Consider the following 19,242-nt stretch of genomic DNA (forward strand, 5'->3'; position numbering starts at 1 on the left):
ATCTTGATTGAGGTGATCGCTCCCTGCGGCGTGTACGGACTGACGCACAGCCCGCACCGCAACGAGGCAGGCGTCGTCCACGGAGCGAGCAACCATGCCGCCGGATACTCGATTCTCAAGGGCATCGATGTTGTGCGAAGGTCAGCCGGTGACTGCCTTTCGGAACGAACCCGCCCCGCGGTATGTCCTCGAGCTGCTGCGCTGGCAGTTCGACCTGACTTGGTCGCTGTTCGAGTACCACCTGGAGAGGCTCGAACCCGACGACTTCTTGTGGGAGCCCGCCGCAAACTGCTGGACGGTTCGCCGGGCCGATGATGGGACATGGGTGCCAGACTGGGCGGAGAGTGAGCCCGACCCTGTTCCTGTACCGACTATAGGCTGGCTGAGCTGGCACATCGGCTGGTGGTGGAGCGTGACCATCGACCACGCGCATGGCAGAGCACCTCGGGAGCGAAGCGACATCGGCTGGCCGGGCGCGGGCAAGCCGGCCGTCGAGTGGCTGAGCGGTCTCCGTGCGGACTGGCTGGAGGCACTGGACCGGTTCACCGATGCCGATCTGGACTCAACCGCCCCGTTCCCCTGGCAGAACGACCCCCGACACACCGTCGCACACATGGTCGCCTGGGTGAACGCCGAACTGATGAAGAACGCTGCGGAAATCGGCCAGCTCCGTATCCAGCGCGCCGCCAACCAGCCGTCGAGCAGCACGGGTTGACGGCTGGGTTCTGTCTCTTTGGTCAGCGTCGGGTCCAGATGAGGATGCCCGCGAGGTGGAGTGCGGCCTGGTAAGCGGCGGCGAGTTTGTCGGTTCGTGTGACCAGGCGCGCACCACTGCTTGAGTCGGTTGATGCACCGCTCGGCGATGTTCCAGCTTGTAGGGCTCGCGGTCGACGCCGGGCGGGCGGCCACCGAGTCGGCCTCGCCGCAGGCGGTGGCCGACTTGATCGGACGGCTGCGGGATGACCGTACGGATGCCTCGGCGCCGCAGGTGGCTGCGGATGGCACGTGAGGAATACGCGCGGTCACCCAGAACGGCCAGGGGCCGGGTCCGGGGCCTGCCGGGGCCAGTGCGGGGCACGCGGATGCGGGACATCACCGTCTCGAAGGCGGGTGCGTCACCTGCCTGGCCTGCGGTGACGGTGAAGGCGAGGCGTCGTGCGTGGGCGCCTGCGGCCAGGTGGACCTTGGTGCTCAGCCCGCCGCGGGAGCGTCCGAGCACGTGATCGACGGGCTCGCCGCGGTGGGCCACCCCTTTTTGAGTGTTCCGGCGGCGTGCTGGTGCGCCCGGACGACCGTGGAGTCCACTGACACCATCCAGCTGTTTGGATCTCCGATGCGCCTATTCGAGTACCTTCCGGACGTCCCCGGATGAGGTACGCACGGTGGGGGGTATGTCGTTTCGCGTGATGTGACCTTGGGAGCCGTGAGGAGATGAGCCATGTACGCCGTGGTCCGCCGGTATGAAGGGGCGACTGATCCTACCGAGGCAGGACGGCGAGTGGACGAGGGATTCGTGCCTCTCCTCCGCCAGGTCCCGGGCTTCGTGGCCTACTACTGGATTGACGCGGAGGGTGGGGTGATGGTCTCTGTGAGCATCTTTGAAGACCAAGCAGGAGCCGAAGAGTCGATCAAGAAGGCGGCGGACTTCGTACGGGACAACCTCGCGTCACTGCTACCCAACCCTCCCCAGGTCACGGCCGGCCAGGTTGTGGCTGCTGGATAACGGCCTCCGGAGCGGTACTGGATCCACGTACCGTGACCCAGCGGTACACGCCCAGGCCGGAGCGCGCCGGGCGATGTGCGGGGTGATCTGGGACCGGCGGACCTTGTCCCGGTAAATCTCGTGGTCATAGCCGCGGTCGGTGTACAGGCGCTTGGGGCGGCGCAGTAGCTGGCCGCGTTTGCCGCGGATCGGCGGGAGAGCCTGGATCAGCGGGATCAGTTGGGTGACGTCGTCGCGGTTGCCGCCGGTGGTGATCACGGCGAGCGGGACGCCGTACGCCTCGACGATCAGGTGCTGCCTGCTCGGATGCGGTGTACTGCGGCCACGGCGCGGCCCGAGCACGACCTGAGCGCCGATACCTCGGCGAGGGCGTCGAGATCGGCTTCTTCATCCTTTCTCCACGTCCCGCCACCAGGACAGATGTCGCGTATTCGCATCCAATGCCCTGGGCAGCGGTAGTACCAACGAAACGGCCGGTATCGGTGAGATTGATCTCGGCCTTGGAAGCCGACCCGGGCATCCCTCCCCGAGCAAGCGAGGAGCGATGCCTGCCGTCTAGGGGGTGATGACCACCTGGTACGCCTCGCCGTCGAGGATGCGCTCGGACTGAACGTCACGGCCCAGCTGTCCCCCCGCGCCCGTGTTCTCGTCCTTGGGGACATGGGCCCTGATGCAGGGTGCCGCCGGCTCGTCGCGTACGACCGTTACGCTCCACACACCGCCCACGTTGCGGGGGATGATCTCCGTGCACATGGAACCGATCGTGCCGCCCTCGCGGGATTTGGCGAAGGGGAAATCGTCACAGGAATCGTCCCGGACACTGGGGTCCCCCACGAAGGGCCTCGGGGGAGCCTCGCAGCTGTAGTAGCGCCTCTTGTCCGCCATCTTGTCGTCGGCGTCACGCGTGAGCGGCTTCTTCTCGGTGCCGAGCCTGCCGTTGGTCAGGTTGTTCCGCGCCCACTCGTAGGCCACTGCGGCGGCCCCGTAGAGGGACTTGCTGATGGTCGCCTGGGCCCGGTGGCCCGTGACGATGCAGCCGGGGTACAGGCCGACCTGTCCGTCGCAGCGCAGCGAGGGACCCGCCCAGTTCTGGGAGCTGGTGACGGGGTTCGCACCGGTGCTCACCACCTCGGACTGGTAGGAGATCTGTGTGCGCTGACTGAGGCCGCCGCCCCGGACGGTGGAGTCGTAGGACAGCGTCCCGGTGTGGTCCTCGTCGCCCTGGTGCAGCTCGATGTACCCGCCGCCCCAGGCGGACGGGCCACTGGGTGCAGTCCGATCGAAGGGACACTTTCATCGCGGGAATGGTGGGTGACATCGCGCCGGCGAGGACGATGCTCTCCTGCCACCGCGTACTTGTGGGGCTCGGCTCGGACGCGGCCACGACCGTGAGATCGGCGGTGCCGATCACCTGGCCGTCGGGGCTGACGAGCGCGTACACGATGTTGTGCCGCACGCAGTACGCGTGACGGGTGGAGACGACATCCACAGGTTCGGAGGAGGCGCACAGGGCCCCCGCGCCGTCCTGAGGGGCGGCCGTGACGTGGGCGCGGATGCGGGCCAGGTCCTGGGCGGAGACGGGGCCCTGTCGGGTGCAGGTCCACGCCGCGCCGTGGCGTGCGGGCCCGGAGCCGGGGGTGGTGGCCGTGCACGTGCCGTGGCCCTTGGCCGCTACCTTCACCCCCCGACCGGACACGTATGCGAAGAGGGGGAAATGGACGATGCCGCGCCCTATAGGATCCGTCAGCCGCGTCGGCAGATCACTCATGGCGGTGACCGCTACGGCGGCCGCCGCCATGGGTCTTGCCGTCTCCCCAACTGCTGCAACCACCACGACGGCGCAGACGCCCGCGCCCGGCGGCACCTGTACGGCGGCCGATCTCGGTGCCCGCCACCCGTACATCAAGACCAGCGAAGTGTCTCCGACGATCACCCACTTCAAGGGCTGGTACGTCACCCAGGGCACGACCGGCTACCAGAGCGTCACCACCAGCACCCAGACCACCATCTCGGTGTCCGTCGGCCTCAACAGCAACGTCCCGGGCAGTTTCGCCGTCGAGACCCTCGGCACCGTCGGCGCGATGCTGGGCCTGAACGTACAGGTCGCCTACTCCTCCACCAGCAGTGTGTCGAGCACGGTCACGTGGAACTTCAGCCAGCCCGGCTACTACGGCGTCTACAAGGGCACCAAGAAAGTCACCGGTACGTACGGAAGCCGCAACCGCAACCGCGTCCAACAGGGCGACGGCAGCTGGGCGTTGAAGTGGATCGCGGGGCCCGGCAACGGCAGCTTCACCACCTACACCACCCTTGAGGAAGGCGCGGTGCGCTGCCAGGACGAGGTGCCCGCAGGAAGCATCATGGCCAAGGCGCAAGAACTCCTCGACTGCGGCTCGGCCGCCGCGAAGGCCAAGCACCCGTCGGGTGCGGTGGCGCCGACGGCGAAGCAGAAACGGGACCGCCTCGCGCAGCGCCCGGCTCCCACCGGCGGCACGTCCGCCAAACAGCACAAGGCCACCGAGCGTATCGCGCGGGCCGATCTCAACTGCGCGCCCGGCGCCTACAAGATCGCCGTGCCTGACAAACCCCTGTCCTGGGGCGCGCCGCTCTTGGCGGCCGATGGTGTTCGCCTGCGGCCCTCGACGATCTTCGGCGCCCACCTGGACAACTGACGCCTGTGCAACGTGACGGAGAACAACGGGGTCCTTGAGGCGTCCCTGTGGAACTGGGGCAACGGCGGGTGCGCGACCATCGCCGCGGGGAACGCGGCCACCGAACGGGCGGTCGTGCAGACGGCCCCCTGCACGGAGGACGACCTCCAGCGGTTCTACATCTACCGCGACGTACCCGGCAGCTCGAAGATCGGTGTGCAGAACAAGTACACCGGCTCCATGATGGGCCACGATCGGTACGCGGACGGGGAGTTCATACGCCAAGTACTCCAGCGGCAGGCAGGACGGTACGGGTACGTACACCCTGATCGGAGTCTGACGGCCCACACCCCGTGAGCGGCCCCGCACGTGAACCCCGACCTCCCGGTTTCGTGCGGGGCCCTCCGCGTCCCTACTCCGAGCGGCGGGCAATCGAGCCGTCGTGCCAAAACCACCTGCTATGAATCCCAGCTCACGGTCATCAGCCGCCGCATGTCCTGTCGGACGCCGATGTCGCGGGGGTGCAGTGGGCCTACACCGACCAGGCGAGCGACTGGTCGAGCGCCGCGCGCTCGGCGGGCCGCGGATGCCCATCCGTGCCCTGGCTGAGGCCGTGGAGGCCATGGAGCAGGATCCGGAGCTCGCTGAGGACCTACGCGCCCAGCTCCCCAGCAGAGCGGCCATGGCCGCGATCACCACCGCCGTCAGCACGTCGTCCCCACCGGCTCAGGCCGTCAGCCCTGGCATGGGGTCCTTGGCCAGCTCTTTGGATGACGCCCTGGCCGTCCGGCACGGGATGGAGCGCGAGCAACCGCGCTCGACCAAGGTGGCGGAGGCCGAGGGCGCCCCGATCCGCAAGGCGGCCCAGGACTCGTATGGTGAAGGTGGTCCGTGAACGGGGTGGGAACGGTCCGGGCGGTGGCCGGCCCTGGTGCCTGCCGCTTGGGGACCGGGTTCTGCTGGTAGCGGTGTACTACCGCACCAACCTCCCGATACGGCAGCTCGCCCCGCTGTTCGGGATCTCTTCGGTGACGGTCTGCCGGGTCATCCAGCGACTTGGGCCGTTGCTCGCGCTGGAGCCGGCTCCGCGGCCCGTCGCGGGGGTCGAGCGGCTATGGATCGTGGACGGCACGCTGGTCCCGGCTCGCGACCGGCAGGTCGGCGCATCCTCCAGCAACTCCCGTTTCTCAGCGAACGTGCAGGTCATCATCGACGCCGACACCCGCCTGGTCCTCGCCTCGGCCCGGCCGGCGCCCCGGGAACAAGGCCGATGCCCACGTCTGGCGCGAGTCGGACTGCCAGCCGCGGCGGCCGGGACGACGGTGATCGCGGACGGCGCCCACCTGGGCACCGGGCTGATCGTCCCGCACCGCGGAAGGGCCGGACGGCCCCTCCTGCGCGGGCAGGAGGAAGACAACGCCGAACACCGACGGGTCCGTGCCCGCGTAGAGCACACCTTCGCCGGCATGAAGAACTGGAAGATCCTCCGCGGCTGCCGTCAGAAGGGCGACGGCCTCCACCAGGCCGTCCAGGCCGTCGCCACCCTGCACAACCTCGCCCTCACCGGGTGAAACAGCAGGTCAAGCACCACTCCTGCCTGCCCGAGACGCGCCTTCTGCAACACCCTTTAGGCGAAACGGGCACCGGCCGGAACCGGCCGGTGCCCGTCATCCGTCAGTGTGTTTCGCCGGGCTTGTCGACGGCTGCCTCGACCAACGCCGCCACCTCCCAGTCGAACCGCGGATCGGGCCCGAGCCGCGTGGCATCCCAGCCCATCCCCCGGAAGGCATAGGTCTTGGGGTCCAGGAAGAGGTAATCAGCCGTGTCCTTACCGTGGACCCGGTGGACGTACCTGACAGCCAGGCTGCTCCGGCCGGCGCCGTCGTCGACCCGCTGTTCCAGGACCTCGACTCCGGGGACGAGGGCGAGTGCCCGGTACAGGGCCGCGTTCAGCTCGGGCGGCAGGGCGACCCCATAGGAGAGGATGTTGGAGAGCCTTCGGAAATCGAGGGCCTTCGGTGGCCCGTTCTTTCCGTCGACGAAGTTGTCGAGGAGGGTGTCGAAGGACGCGTCAGAGTGGACCCGCGCCAGCAGCTTCCGCGGGTCGGTGGGCAGCTTGACGATGTTGTCATACCACTGTTCGTAGGATTTTGGTCCCTTGACCCCGTCGCCGGCAGGCAGGGTCTCGTCCACGACAACGATCTTGCCGTGGCGGCGGAAGGCGTGCTGCTTCCCGTCGAACCGGTTCCAACCCTCGTCCTCGAAGTAGTGCGGCGCCCGGACCGCCGACTTGTTGTAGATCCACTGGTCGGAACGCGGCCGGGTGACCTTGTGGTCCTGCACCGAGTCGGCGGCCCGCTCCATCACCTGGGCCACATTCACGGTCCCCGCCTGGGGTTCCCCGGTCGCTCCCCGGTCCCCGGGCGTGACGACGAGCAGGCCGGCGACCACGCTCGCCGCCACCGCCGTCGGGATCGCCAGCCGCCAGGGCCGCCCTGACCCGGTCAGCCATCGCGGGGCCCGGCCGCGGTCCGGCCCGTCCGCGGCGGCCGCCGCGGCGAGGAGGTCGCGGCGGCCCTGGGCCAGCCGTGCGACGCCGGGCTCCGGCGCCGATGGGCGCATGTCACGTACTGCCTGCAGTTCATCCATGGGTTGCTACCTCCTGGACAAGAGTGGGGTCGATTCCGCCGAGCGCCTGGCGCATCTTTCTGCGGGCCCGGTTCAGCCGGGACCGCACGGTGCCTACCGGGATCCCGAGCGCCTGGCCGACCTCGTCATAGGTCAGTTCGGCCCAGGCGATGAGCAGCAGCACATGGCGGTCTCCCGCCGACAGCGCGGCGAGTGCCGCGGCGAGCTGCTTGCCGGACGCCTGCGCGCTGACCCGTCCGTCGATCCGGTCGGTGTACGACTCGGCCACCGGGTCCACACCCGTACGGGAGAGAGCCCGGTAGGCGCGCACCTCGGCCCTGCGGTGCTTGCCGATCAGGTTGGCGGTGATGCCGTACAGCCACGGCAGGGCGTCGGGGCGGCTCAGGTCGTAGCCGCCGCGCCGGCGGAAGGCGATGAGAAAGGTGTCGGCGACGATGTCGTCGGCGATGCTCTGGCCGAGACGCCGCGTCACATAGCGGTGGATGGTGGCCGCGTGGCGGTCGTAGAGGGTCGCGAAGACCTCCGGGTCCCCCGCGGACTCTTCGATCAGTGCGGCGTCGTCGGTACGTGCCCGGTCTGGCGCGAGCCGGGAATGGGCGGTCACTGATGCTCCGTTCGTTCCGTCGTCCCGGGACTGAACCCCGCCGAGACGTTCACCCCCTTTTCCCCGAACCCCGGATCCGGGTTCACGGGGGGGGCGTCGGGCCAACTGGAGCGGGCGGCCGCCCGGGTCACGGCGCCAGCTTGAACCCGTCGTGGCTGCGGGCGAAGCCGAGCGAGTCGTAGAAGCGGTGGCCTCGGTGCGGCGCTTGTTGCTGGTGAGCTGGACCAGGATGCAGCCGCAGGCGCGGGCGCGCTCGATGACCCAGCGCAGCAGCTCGCAGTCCAGCCCGCCGCCGCGGCGGTCGGCGCGGATGCGGAGCGCCTCGATCAGGGCGCGCTCCTCGCCGCGGCGGCCCAGGCCCGACTCCCCGCGCCATCACAGGCGGGAGGCGGCGCCCAGCGAAACGGGAAGACCCGGCGCCCGCCGGGCCACCCCGGACGAACAATCCTCCGGTCACCCACACCGCGTGCCGACCACCCTGTGCCTCAACAAGCCGGGAAGGTCAAACAACTGCGAAGTGAGCGAGAAACCACAGACCAGCAAGGGTCCGACCCACGCGCGCGAGTGATCCGCCGGTCTCCGTTTCGCCGGGGCCGCGCTGGGCGGCGTCCGACCCACGCGCGCGAGTGATCCGCCAGCGGAGCAGAGCCCAGCCGAACCATGCGGTTCGGACCCACGCGCGCGGGTGATCCGCGTGGGAATCCCGCTGGAGGCGTGCCCGTGTTCCTTAGCTCGAAGCCACGTCGCCCTCGCGGTGCGAGAAGAATCCCCACCGTTTTGTGAAGGGCGGCTCCGCGTGGCGGGAAGCAGCATCGTCTGCGGCCAGGATTCTTCGCGCCAAATCTTCCGAGAAGGGGAGTCCCAGGCTGAGGCAACGCTCATGCAGATGTTCCCACCCCTTGATCCTCAGTTCGATGAGCGTGCGCAGGGCGTGGACAGCCATGAGCAGTAGGCTGGTTAAGACGATGGTCACGACGCAGCCAGCTGCCAACTCCGGCTGATCCTTCCCCTTCTCTTGGGCTGACCACAGGACGACATCGAGGAGGTAGACCATGGTGAGCAGGAACGTCAGGCCCCACAGAGTGGCCACCGAACGGTCAGGCGTGAAACCTGGGTTAGCCGATGCTCGCGGACTCTGAGGCTCTCACGAATTCGCCAGGCCTCAAAAGAATCGTGAGTGCGGATTCCGAGATGGGCGGCCGTGTGTTCTCGGAGATCGGTAGCGTGGAGTGCTTTGATCCGCTCTCTGCTGCTTTGCACGCCAGCAGCCGCCTTGGCCGCCTCGACCATGGCCACGATAAGAATCGTGGCCAAAATCGTGACGACGAGTGCGGCAAACTCCTGCGACATGGCTAACTTGCCACTGTTTTTCCAGTTCTGTAAGAACTGATAAAAGATCATAGCGTCCTCCCCGTGGCCGTCTGGCGCGTGCAGGTTATCGGGAAGCGAGGTACGGTGCGGCCTCAGCAACACAGATACGGCCGGACCTCCCGCGCTTGCTGGTCGAGCGCCCAGTCCCGGACGATGTGTTGCTGGCCGCCGGTCTCCGTCAGCCAGCGGATCTCCTGTGCGACATCCTGTGAGTTCCCCTGGGCCCCGCTGAGTCCTTGTCCCCGTGGCGGGGTTCTTCATCCTTCGCGCGCTCGGTGGTCTCGTGACGTAGCTTCGGCATCCTTGAAGCGTCCTCGTCTCGTTGGACTGGTCTGCGGTCTGGGTGAAGGCGAGGAGGCTCGGGTGGGCGGCGCCGGGAGTCGTAGGGGGCCTGCGTGAGCACGAGGTGCCCGCCTCGGTGAGCGATCGCCGAGGTGACGGGCCTGCTTGCCCTGTTGCCAGCCGGCGTTGATCCGGTGACTTGGTGGCGGTCCGCGAGAGGTCAGCGGTCGCCCGGGGCCTGAACGGTGCGGCGGTATGCCTGCGGTGAGACGCCGATCGAGGCATGCAGGTGCTGGCGCAGTGACGCGGTTGGCCACCTCGCTGCCGTGGTCCTTGCGCACGAGATGCAGGCATACGTCCACGCCGGACGCGGCCACGGCCGAGGTGAGGACGTCGCCGTCGTCGATGAACAACACGTCCGCATCCAGGGCAACCTGGGGGAACGCATCCCGGAACCGGGCCGCCAGCGCCCAGTGCGTCGTGGCGGGACGCCCGTCTGGCAACTCGGTCGCGGCGAGCGTGAAGGCGCCGGTGCAGATGGACACGACGCGCGCGCCGGCCGGGATCAGCGCGAGCGCCTCCGCCGCTGAAGCCGGGAGCCGCACCGAGGTCGGCGCCGACTCGTACGGCGGGATGACCACCGTGTCCGCGGTGGCCAATGCCTCCGGCGCGTGGTCGGCGATGATCGTGAAGTCCGCGGAGGTGCGCACCGGGCGGCCGTCGACCGTGCAGGTGACCGTCTCCTAGCGGCCGTCCGCGGTGCCGAAGACGCCCCGGGGGATGCCGAACTCGAACGGATAGACCCCGTCGAGCGCCAGGACGACGACACGATGCATGGCATGATCCTATCGGTGAATGGCATTCATGCCACTCCCGTCGGGTGTCCGAGCGCCGCAGGCTGGGGCGCATGAACGACATCACCACCATGCGCGCGATCAGCCAGGACGCCCTCGGCGGCCCCGAGGTGCTCAAGGAAGTCCGGCTACCACGGCCGGCGCCCGGGGCCGGGGAGGTCCTCGTTCGGGTGCACGCCGCAGGGGTCAACCCCACCGATTGGAAGCACCGCAGTGTCCCCGGGCTCTTCCTCGGCGAGCCCCCGTTCGTCCTCGGCTGGGACGTCTCCGGCGTGATCGCGGCGACAGGCGCCGGCGTCACCCTCCTCAAGCCGGGCGACGAGGTCTTCGGCATGCTGCCGTACCCCTACGGAGTGGGCTCGCATGCCGAATACGTCACGGGCCCCGCCCGCGCCTTCGCCCCCAAACCGGCCTCCGTCGATCATGTACAGGCCGGCGCCCTGCCGCTCGCCGCCCTCACCGCCTGGCAGGCCCTCGTCGACACCGCCCGCCTCGAAGCCGGCCAGCGGGTGCTGATCCACGCGGCCGCCGGCGGCGTCGGCCACCTCGCCGTACAGATCGCCAAGGCCCGCGGAGCACACGTGATCGGCACCGCGAGCACCCCCAAGCACGACTTCGTGCGCGCCCTGGGCGCCGACGAGGTCCTCGACTACCGCACCACGGACATCACCGAGGCCGTCCGCGACGCCGACGTCGTCCTGGACTCCCAGGGCAGCGACCACGCCATCCGCTCCCTGCGCAGCCTGCGCCCGGGCGGCATCCTGGTCTCCCTCCGGCTCGATGACGGCAACCCGGCGCTCGCCCGGGAGGCGGCCCGGCTCGGTGTGCGCGCGGGAATCATGCTGGTGGAGGACGACCACGCCGGGATGGCGGCCATCGCCCGACTCGCCGCCGACGGCCGACTGCGCGCCGAGATCGCCGGCACGTTCGAGCTGGCGGACGCGGCGAAGGCGCACGAGCTCGGTGACACCGGCCGCACCGCGGGAAAGCTGGTGCTGACCGTGCGGTGACGAAAGCAGGCGGTCACCGGAGGTGAATGGCCACGGTGACCGCCCGTTGCGTTTGGACTGAGTCCTCCCCCGGCCATCTCCCGACCAGCTACCACGCGTCGACGGGGGACGGCAGCACGCGTTCCTGGTCCATCGCGCCGGTGTCCGGATCGAAGACGTAGACCTGGAACGGTGCCCACGCCCGGCCGGCGAGGACATCGAGATCCGCGTGAGAGGGGACCAACAGGGACAGCTCCTCCGCCCAGGCCCTCAGCCGGCACGGATCAGGGCAGGCCACACCGACCAGCGTCCACTGCTCACCTTCGGGGCCGCTGCGCTCGTACACCGGTCTGCCGTCGCCGTAGCGAGAATCCGGAGCGCCGAAGACCAGACTCCGACCGAAGTACAAGTCCGCCAGGGCCCGGAAGTACCTCCACTGCCGCTGGTCCAGGCCCGTACGGTCCCAGAACGCGGCGTACGCCTGGCGCTTGACCGCCTTCTCCCGCTCCTTCACCGCCCGTTGCCGCGCCGCGGCCTTCTCCTGCGCCTGTCGTCGGCGTGTGGCTTCCGCCTCCTCCTGCGCACGCTCGGCGTCCGATGTCACGTACGAGGGGGTCGTCCACCACATTCGCCACGAGTCGTTCCAGGACCTGGTCCAGCCCTCCGCCCACTCGTACCATTCGTCCTCGTCGGTGACCCGGCTACTGGAGCGGGGGGTGTGCGGCACTATCTGGCCCGTCAGCATCCACGACACCGCGTCGGCCAGCGTCGCACCGACCGGCGACCAGTGCCCGCTCTTCCCGGGTAAGCGGGCCAGGCCGGCGCTCACCGACCAAGGCTGACCCCGGTCGGCCGGGGCCTGGACCAGAAGGGTCGGCACGGTGCCCACCCACGGGCGCGGTCGGAAGCCGAACCAGCACACCCGCACCCCGTCCCGTTCATACAGACCGGTCCGCGCGGCGATCTCCCCCGCCGTGATGGGGGACAGCTGGGCCTCCAGCGCCATCAGCCGGTCACCGTCCGAGTCGAAGACCATCACATCCGCCCTCCACTCCCGAGTCGGCGAACCGACTTCGAGCTCCGCCCGGTAGCCCGCGGCACGCGCACACGTCACCAACTCCAGCTTGAGCAAGTGGTGTTCCAGTGACTCGTTCTCCAACGAGCACGACAGGGGCCGCGTGTGGTGGTAAAGGTGCCGGGTGCCCAACTTGGAGACCCGGGCGAAGACCTGACCCCCACACTCTGGGCACACCAACTCCACGCCCCGCACCCGGTGGATCTCCTCCCACGACCGACCGCAGCCCAGATCGTCCAAGGTGATGTCCACCCTGCCCCACTCGACGTGCTCGGCAGTGAACTGCACCGGCCCGCTCCCCTCTGGTCGCCGTCTCCCGCTGCGAAGCCGTGATCTCCCAGACACTGACACCGGCTCCGCTCCAAGATCATCCCGGTCAGTCCCTACATCCACCAGGTCCTGGCTCCCGGCGCCGGCCGCCATGAGCGTCACCCCCTTCTCCTGGTCGTGGCGGTGAGGCGGGCACGGCGGCTGGTCAGCCGCACCGTGACTCCCGGCTGCGCCTGCACGCTGTCCAGGGGCGGCAAGGACAGGCGCGCGTGCCCCGCACTAGCGGCATCTGCCTCCTGCGCCCACCGGGTGGAGGCCGGAGCCGCGGTGCACACCCGAGCCGCACCCAGTGGCACAACATTCCTCATGCCGCATCAGGCAACGTTTACCCTGCCTGTACGGTCAGGGCATGGATGCCAGCGACCAGCCGACTCTTGATGAGATTGAAGATCGCTTCGTTGAGATTGCCGAGGGTCGGCTGTCCCGGGACAAGGCCGACCGCTGGGCGGCGAGGTGGGTGCTGGAGGACAGGATCGACTGGGACGATCTCTCCTGGTGGGCACTGAACCGCCTTCACGGAATCGATCTCCCCGCGGGTGAGAGCGGCGGCTACCTGCACGACGAGCAGGTACGGGGATGGCTCGCTGAGCTGAGGAAACGCCGAGCGATGTGAAGCGGCCGCAGCGCCTTCCCCAAGTCCCGGCCGTTGCCAGGACGTACGCATGGCCGAACGCGTGCGGGTACGGGAGATCGACGACGATGAGGGCCGACGACTGCTGCGGATCATCCGTAGGGGCACGGGATCGGGAGTGACCTGGCGACGGGCCCAGACGGTGCCGCTGTCTGGACAGGGCCTGGCCGTGGCCGAGATTGTGCGCCGCCACGGCCACGAACCTGTCGTAGTGGGCTGACCCGACCACGTCCCGCGAACGCACGAGGAACGCGCCAGCCCCAGAACCCGCGAGATGCCTCCCACCCCGCACGAGCCTTGTCGGCACCCGCTGCCACCATGAGGCCCATGAGCCACATCATCACGATGACCACCGCTAACCAAAGCCGCGTCGTGTCCTACCTGCAAGGCGAACTCGACGCGACCCAGCAGCGCATGCTCCGCGATCACATACGCAAGGACGCCCACACCGACCAGCTCAGCCTCGAACACCAAGGCATCGATCTGGGCATCAGCATCCCCGAGGCACTCGACCACCTCCTCGCGGGCCATGCCAACGCGGACGGCGAATACGTGGGTCAGGCGTACTACAAGGCGCTCCAGCACATCATCGACTGGAGCGGGTCGGACCCCATCGATTTCGGCGTGTACTCAAAGCCCTCTACGTTCTTCGGGCGCATGGGCGACGAACTGCGGCGCCTCGGCGTCCCCGCCGACCTGTTGCCGCTCGACTTCCTGTTCGCTGGGCCGCCCGACGAGATCCCCTTCCACGTTCCGTCGCCCGTGGACGGGTATCCGGCCATCGGCCGTCTGCCGCTGGCCAAGGCCAAGCCACTCGCCGACGCCTACGCCGCAGTCCTGGACCGCATCGACAACGCCTTCACCCACGAGGCCCAGAGGCTCATCGACAAGATGCGGGTCGAGCACCACGAATGGCAGAGCGCTCTCCAGTACGGACACACCATGGACACGCTGTTCTTCTCCATTCAGGGCTGACCGGCTCCCGCCCCTCACCGGTCGCCGCGCAGCCCTCCCACCCTCACGCCGCCTCGAGGGTCTCTTCGGCCCGCCGGCAGGACAGCCGGGCTCGATCAGTCTCCGGGCAGACGTCCAGCGTCGGCGTGCCGGCGGGAGCCCTGCGGCCGGTGAGGACCAGCGGGCCGCGACCTCACTGCGGCGGAGCGGGAGGAGTACCTCGCAGGCCAGCCGCAGGGTGAGCCGCGAGCGGTTCCTTCAGGTCCTGTCTGGTCGGAGGGAGCAATCGGTCATGTGATGTGGGCATTCCGGGCTATGAGGATGAGGGTGGCAAGCAACAACAGGAACGGGATGATGATTACCCCTGCGCATCCACAACCCACCAACCCAAGCACTGAGGTGTCAGGCCTCTCACTGTCGTTCATGCACCAGACGCTACGAGCTGCCTATCTCGCACGGATCCGTGCCGATGCTCACCAGACTAGGTAGGACTACCTACAGCACCCTTGTTCGGCGGCGCGGTGAGCCCGTCCCCACCGCCCTACCCGGACCGACCCAGCGCCCCGAAGCCGAGCCACCCCGAGCAGCTACTCGCCGTCTCAAGCCGCAGGAGCAGCGAGTACGACGTGGCCCTCCAGGCCGAGATGCTGGAGAGCCACCGTGTCGCACGGACCCCGGCCATCCGCGGTGAGGGAGCCGGAGGACCGGGGCCGGTCGCCCTACGGTCCGCCCGGCACCTCAGACGACTCAGGAGTCGCCCGGATCGTCCAGCCAGGACCGTTATCCGTCTACGGGTGACCGTCAGGCCGAAGGGGCTGTGGTCGGGCTCGCCATGCCCAGCCACCCGGTGTGCGGGCCGCTCGATCGCCGCCCTCAGCAGTTGCTACAGGCGCGACCGTGGAGACCGGAGCCGGGCTCGACCGCGGAGTCGGCGCGCACCAGCTGAGACTGAGGCTGGGGCCGTTTCGCCGTTCGACGGGCAGGGCCAGGCGCGCGCCAGTGCGAGTAGTTCGTCGAGGCCCTCCGCTCCCGCGTGCTTTTCGAATTCCGGAACCAGTTCTCGGATGAGAGTGGCGCAGCTCGGGACTCCGATGCGGTTAGCCAGGAGGAGTGACTCCTTCTCTGCTGCTGCGGCGTGGTCGGCCTCGCTGGCCTGGAGGAAGCTTCCGGCCTCGTAGGTGAGGAACACTGCTCGGACCTTGTTGCGGGCGCCGGGAAGGAGCTGCGTACCCTCGCCGATCAGCTGGTGCTTGGAGCCGGCCCGGACCCGCTCGACTGGCGATGGGCCCAGCGACGGCATGCGCGTCGAGCTCACGCCCGGGGTGCGGCAGACAAGCGCCCCGTGTCATACGCGATGATCACCGGCGCTTCAGCGGGCACAACGTCATGCGTCGGCCTCCGAACTGGGCTGGTCTCGGGGAAACGGCGTGGTGGCCTGGGCGGGTCGGTAGCGTCGCGGCCAGGCCGAGCGCCGATGAGCCGCCGCTGAATGAGCCGACGGCGTGCGCCGACAGTGATCGTCAATGACGCAGCCGGACGGCAGCGGCCAGGATCGGGGTGGTCACGGCAGTAGCGGCGGCGCCGAATGTGGTGTCGGTGGCCAGGATCAAGCGGACCGTTCTCATGGCCAGGGTGAGGATCTCGCTGCCGCGCTGGCGCATGCCAGCCTCGAATCGGTTCACGGCCTCGGCCAGCGTGGTACCGCCGTCAGCGACGTCGTCCAGGTGCCGAAGCAGGGCGGCGGCGTCGCGGATTGCCGCGCCGGCCCCCATTCCGGCGGTGGGTGGCGTCGCGTGGACGGCGTCACCAAGCGCGGTGATACGACCCGTGGGCCATGGCGCGAGTTCGGTGGCGCGAGTCGAAGCGGCGTTGAAGCGGTACGCGGCCACGCTGTGCGGGTCGGCACGGCCGATGACCTCCAGCGTGTGCTCGGCCCAGCCCTGCTCGCGGAACCGCCTCAGCAGCGCGAACTGCAACTCGCCGTCGCGCAGGTCGCGTAGGGATTCGGTCGCGGCGGACTCGGTGAACATGGCGCCCCAGATGTAGGTAGGGCCGGTGGTGACGGACATCCGCAGCTCGGGGGCGTCGAGCGCGGCGTTGCCGACCGGGTCGAGGAAGCCCACGTACAGCGCTGCGCCCCGTGGGCCGATCGCCAGCCCTGATCGCAGGCCGAGCCGTTGCTGTTCACCGGGACTCAGGTCCCTGTGGAGGGTGCGGCCGGAAAACCCGATGATGCCCGCCGGGCTGTTCGTCGGACCTCCCGCCAGGTGCTGGGCGACCAGGGAGTGGGCACCGTCCGCCCCCACCACCAGATCCGCCGAGACCGGTCCCCCGTCGGTGAACAGCACGTGGGGTGCGCCGTCGTCGCCATAGCCGACGTCGGACACGGTCCGCCCCAGATGCAGGTCATCGCCGACCGCCTCCGCCAGCAGCAGGCGCAGAGTGATGCGATCGACATCGACGCTCGAATCACCGGTGAGATCCGGGCCGCGGCCGAGCAGCCGGCCGCGACGGTCCCAGAACGCATCACGGTTGCGCAGCCGCAGCGCCGAGGCCGACGCCAGCAGCCGCTGTACGATCTCCGGCGCCACCAACTCCCGCAACGCCGACTGCGCCCGCTCGTCCACAGTGATGTGGTAGCCCCCTGTCGCCGCCACATCGATGTCGCGGTCGAACACCGCCACCTCGAACCCCCGACGGCGCAACCCCGCCCCCAGCGCGAGTCCACCGATCCCACCACCGACCACGACAACACGCATACCCATCGGTCCTTCCGCCACGGTTTACCTGCTCAGGCACTCGACACTGGCAGCGGTAGTGGCCACCGAGTGGCCACTACCGGGCATGATGGGACGATGGCGAACACCTCGCGACGGGCATTGCGGCTCCTGTCCCTGCTCGGATCGCGCCGCCAGTGGCCACTGCGCGAGCTCGCCACCAAGCTCGAGGCCAGTGAGCGCACCGTCCGCCGTGACATCGAGACCCTGCGCCAGCTCGGATACCCGATCACCACCGTCCACGGCCCCGATGGCGGTTATCGGCTCGGCGCGGGGCACACCCTCCCCCCACTGGTGTTCGACCACGATCAGGCCCTTGCCGTGGCGGTAGCCCTGCAGACCGCGCCCAGCACGGTGTTCGGCCTGAGAGACGATGCGGCGCGGGCGCTGATCACTCTGGAACAAGCCATGCCCGCTGAGCTGCGGGCAGGTATGAAAGCCCTTCACCTGACCAGGCTGCGGAACTACTGGGAGTTCCCGGCACCCCCCATCGACTCGACCGCCCTCACCGCCGTGGGAGCCGCGGTGCGCCACCGCCACGTACTGGTCACCGAAACGCTGCGCGCCGACGGCTCACGCCCCGAAACCGGCGACGACGACTTCCTGCCCGCCCGCCGCATCGAGCCGCACCATCTGGTCATCTGGGCGGGCCGGTGGTATCTGGTCGCCTACGACCTTGGTGACCACCGGTGGCGAGTGCACCGTGTCGACCGGCTCCGCCCCCGCCCCACGACGCACCGCTTCAGCCCGCGCAAGCTTCCCGCAGACGACCTCGCTCACTTCGTCATGAGCAGTCACGACCGCGGCGACACCCTCGACGCCTGGCAGTGCATTGGCAACGCCCGACTCAACCTGCCGGCCGACATCGTCGCTCGCTGGGCACCAGGCGGCTCGGTCGTCGAACACCTCGACGCCGAGCACTGCCGGCTCACCCTCGGGGCCTGGTCCTGGGCTGGCATCGCCGGGATCCTCGCCACCTTCGATACCGAACTCGCCGACCTCCACCCGCCCGAACTCGCGCATGCGTGCCGACGACTCGCCCACCGATTGGCCACCACCACGGACACTGGAAGCAGGCCGCCCCGCGATGCCGGGTGACATAGGAAGTCACTGCCATTGATCACGACGCTCGTCGCAGAACGACCCAAGACGCCTCGAAACGACTCCCCCGAGAAACCGGCACAGCCACCGGGTACTCGCAACCGCGCGCGGCCGTCGCGCTGTTGACCCTCCCTGCGGCTTCACCGAGTACACGCTGAACATCCGCAGCCGCTCCGGCCCGCCCAGCGCCGCGATCCGCTCGTCCAATCCGATCGACGACGTCACCGCCACCGGCACGCTCGCCCCCGCCAAACCGTGTGCCGGCTCCGACAGCGGAGCCACCCCCACGCTCGCGTCTGCCGCGTCATACGGAGTCTGAATCCAGTCACAGTGGGCCGCCGGTCTGGCCTATGCCTGCCGATGCGGCCATGGTCTTGTCGTGCGTACGTCGTGCAGGAACCGCAACGGCACTGGTCTGAGGGGGAGATCGTGCTTCTCGGCCTCCTCGACGCCCTCGGCTGGTACGACCAGATCCGCGAACGCGTCCAGCGCGGCGAACAGCTCCACCCCACCCAGCACCAGAAGGTCACCGACGCCCTCCGCTCCGGCAGCCGCACCCCCCTGTGGAAGGAATCCGGGAAAGAACTCAAGCCCCAGTTCTTCCCCGACCAGCTCGCCACCTGGCTCGGCCTGACCCTGGCCACCGAAGGACACGCCGCCCGCCTCCTCTTCCCCCAGATCACCCGCGGCGCCGAACCCGCCCCCCTCGACGAAGACCGCACCGTACGGGGCACCGACTTCTTCACCGCCGGCACCGAAGACCGCTACCCCGACGTCTTCGGCCTCCTCCCAGCCGACCTGCCCGGCACCGAGCCCCTGCTCGAACTCCTCGGCGAACTTCCCCGCCATGCGATGATGCTCGGGCACGACGTGAAGGCCAACACCGCCTTCCTCCAGCAGATCACCACCTGACCAGGCTGGGGCCGGGCGACCCGAAGAGGGGTGCCCGGCCCATCAGCGGCCTCCTGTGAACCGTCTGTGCGGTGACGGCCTGTGCCCCCAGTCGGCCGGGCGGCACGCTCGGCAGGGGCCCGGCGCAGCGCGGCCACACGGGACAGCCCTGCGGCGGCGCTGGCGGCGACCGGCCTGGCGTCCGGGGCCGGCTGTGGGAAGGCGCGGTGGCGCCCGCGCATCGTTTTCGTCTGCTGCTCCGCGGCTTCCGCGAGCGCGGGGGGCGATGCGGCTGGGAGGCGCGAACACCTGGTCTGCGGCGAGGGCGTCCTTGAACCCGGTTCGGACACAGTCCGGCCT

At 69.2% G+C, this 19,242-nt stretch carries 14 protein-coding genes and 5 pseudogenes; 9 read left to right on the forward strand and 10 right to left on the reverse strand.

What is annotated here, in order from left to right; all coding sequences use genetic code 11:
- Positions 1-148 precede the first annotated feature (148 nt).
- A complete protein-coding gene (locus CD790_RS22415) occupies positions 149-715 on the forward strand; it encodes a DinB family protein (protein ID WP_260867794.1) in 567 nt (188 codons plus the stop codon).
- A 22-nt stretch (positions 716-737) separates the two neighbouring features.
- On the opposite strand, the pseudogene CD790_RS22420 reads toward CD790_RS22415, so the two are convergent.
- From CD790_RS22420 to CD790_RS22435, 3 genes and pseudogenes are all read right to left on the reverse strand, one after another.
- Positions 738-1,329, reverse strand: a pseudogene (locus CD790_RS22420) (IS5 family transposase); the annotation flags it as partial.
- Positions 1,330-1,777: 448 nt separating this feature from the next.
- Positions 1,778-2,026 (reverse strand): annotated as a pseudogene (locus tag CD790_RS22430) (transposase); the annotation flags it as partial.
- 252 nt (positions 2,027-2,278) lie between these two features.
- Complete coding sequence (locus CD790_RS22435) at positions 2,279-2,848, reverse strand: hypothetical protein (RefSeq protein ID WP_144385123.1); 570 nt, start codon at positions 2,846-2,848, stop codon at positions 2,279-2,281.
- A 641-nt stretch (positions 2,849-3,489) separates the two neighbouring features.
- On the opposite strand from CD790_RS22435, the pseudogene CD790_RS22440 reads away from it, so the two are divergent.
- Together CD790_RS22440 and CD790_RS22450 are read left to right on the forward strand one after the other, a co-directional pair.
- Positions 3,490-4,714: pseudogene (locus tag CD790_RS22440) on the forward strand (hypothetical protein).
- A gap of 430 nt (positions 4,715-5,144) precedes the next feature.
- Positions 5,145-5,945: a transposase family protein gene (locus CD790_RS22450; protein WP_399218052.1), complete on the forward strand. Its 801-nt coding sequence runs from the start codon at positions 5,145-5,147 to the stop codon at positions 5,943-5,945.
- Positions 5,946-6,048: 103 nt separating this feature from the next.
- Here CD790_RS22450 and CD790_RS22455 read toward each other — a convergent pair whose 3' ends face one another.
- The 5 genes and pseudogenes from CD790_RS22455 to CD790_RS36090 all read right to left on the reverse strand — a co-directional run.
- Complete coding sequence (locus tag CD790_RS22455) at positions 6,049-7,023, reverse strand: CU044_5270 family protein (protein WP_144385125.1); 975 nt, start codon at positions 7,021-7,023, stop codon at positions 6,049-6,051.
- Complete coding sequence (locus CD790_RS22460) at positions 7,016-7,627, reverse strand: RNA polymerase sigma factor (RefSeq protein WP_144385126.1); 612 nt, start codon at positions 7,625-7,627, stop codon at positions 7,016-7,018. The genes CD790_RS22455 and CD790_RS22460 overlap by 8 nt, the downstream gene beginning before the upstream one ends.
- A gap of 727 nt (positions 7,628-8,354) precedes the next feature.
- A complete protein-coding gene (locus CD790_RS22470; RefSeq protein WP_144385127.1) occupies positions 8,355-8,681 on the reverse strand; it encodes a hypothetical protein in 327 nt (108 codons plus the stop codon).
- Positions 8,682-8,695: 14 nt separating this feature from the next.
- Positions 8,696-9,028, reverse strand: a complete 333-nt coding sequence (locus CD790_RS22475) for a hypothetical protein (protein ID WP_144385128.1) — start codon at positions 9,026-9,028, stop codon at positions 8,696-8,698.
- Between the two features lie 488 nt (positions 9,029-9,516).
- Positions 9,517-10,116 (reverse strand): annotated as a pseudogene (locus CD790_RS36090) (GlxA family transcriptional regulator); the annotation flags it as partial.
- Positions 10,117-10,187: 71 nt separating this feature from the next.
- On the opposite strand from CD790_RS36090, the gene CD790_RS22485 reads away from it, so the two are divergent.
- The gene (locus tag CD790_RS22485; RefSeq protein WP_144385129.1) at positions 10,188-11,144 is read left to right on the forward strand and encodes an NADP-dependent oxidoreductase; all 957 of its coding nucleotides are present in this window, start codon (positions 10,188-10,190) and stop codon (positions 11,142-11,144) included.
- 88 nt (positions 11,145-11,232) lie between these two features.
- On the opposite strand, the gene CD790_RS22490 is transcribed toward CD790_RS22485, so the two are convergent.
- Complete coding sequence (locus CD790_RS22490; RefSeq protein WP_144385130.1) at positions 11,233-12,486, reverse strand: competence protein CoiA family protein; 1,254 nt, start codon at positions 12,484-12,486, stop codon at positions 11,233-11,235.
- A 391-nt stretch (positions 12,487-12,877) separates the two neighbouring features.
- On the opposite strand from CD790_RS22490, the gene CD790_RS22495 reads away from it, so the two are divergent.
- From CD790_RS22495 to CD790_RS22505, 3 genes and pseudogenes are all read left to right on the forward strand, one after another.
- Complete coding sequence (locus tag CD790_RS22495) at positions 12,878-13,141, forward strand: hypothetical protein (protein ID WP_144385131.1); 264 nt, start codon at positions 12,878-12,880, stop codon at positions 13,139-13,141.
- A 49-nt stretch (positions 13,142-13,190) separates the two neighbouring features.
- A pseudogene (locus tag CD790_RS22500) lies at positions 13,191-13,340 on the forward strand (IS630 family transposase); the annotation flags it as partial.
- A gap of 146 nt (positions 13,341-13,486) precedes the next feature.
- Positions 13,487-14,134 (forward strand): hypothetical protein, encoded by a 648-nt coding sequence (locus tag CD790_RS22505; protein ID WP_144385132.1) that lies wholly within the window; start codon positions 13,487-13,489, stop codon positions 14,132-14,134.
- Between the two features lie 1,499 nt (positions 14,135-15,633).
- Here the strand turns inward: CD790_RS22505 and CD790_RS22515 are convergent.
- Entirely contained in the window at positions 15,634-16,878 is a 1,245-nt protein-coding gene (locus CD790_RS22515; protein ID WP_313956532.1) for an FAD-dependent monooxygenase, read from the reverse strand.
- Between the two features lie 90 nt (positions 16,879-16,968).
- On the opposite strand from CD790_RS22515, the gene CD790_RS22520 reads away from it, so the two are divergent.
- Positions 16,969-17,988: a YafY family protein gene (locus CD790_RS22520; RefSeq protein ID WP_144385133.1), complete on the forward strand. Its 1,020-nt coding sequence runs from the start codon at positions 16,969-16,971 to the stop codon at positions 17,986-17,988.
- Positions 17,989-18,420: 432 nt separating this feature from the next.
- Positions 18,421-18,903: a hypothetical protein gene (locus CD790_RS22525; RefSeq protein WP_144385134.1), complete on the forward strand. Its 483-nt coding sequence runs from the start codon at positions 18,421-18,423 to the stop codon at positions 18,901-18,903.
- Positions 18,904-19,242 lie beyond the last annotated feature (339 nt).

This window comes from Streptomyces sp. SAJ15 (assembly GCF_007595705.1).
Taxonomy (GTDB): domain Bacteria; phylum Actinomycetota; class Actinomycetes; order Streptomycetales; family Streptomycetaceae; genus Streptomyces.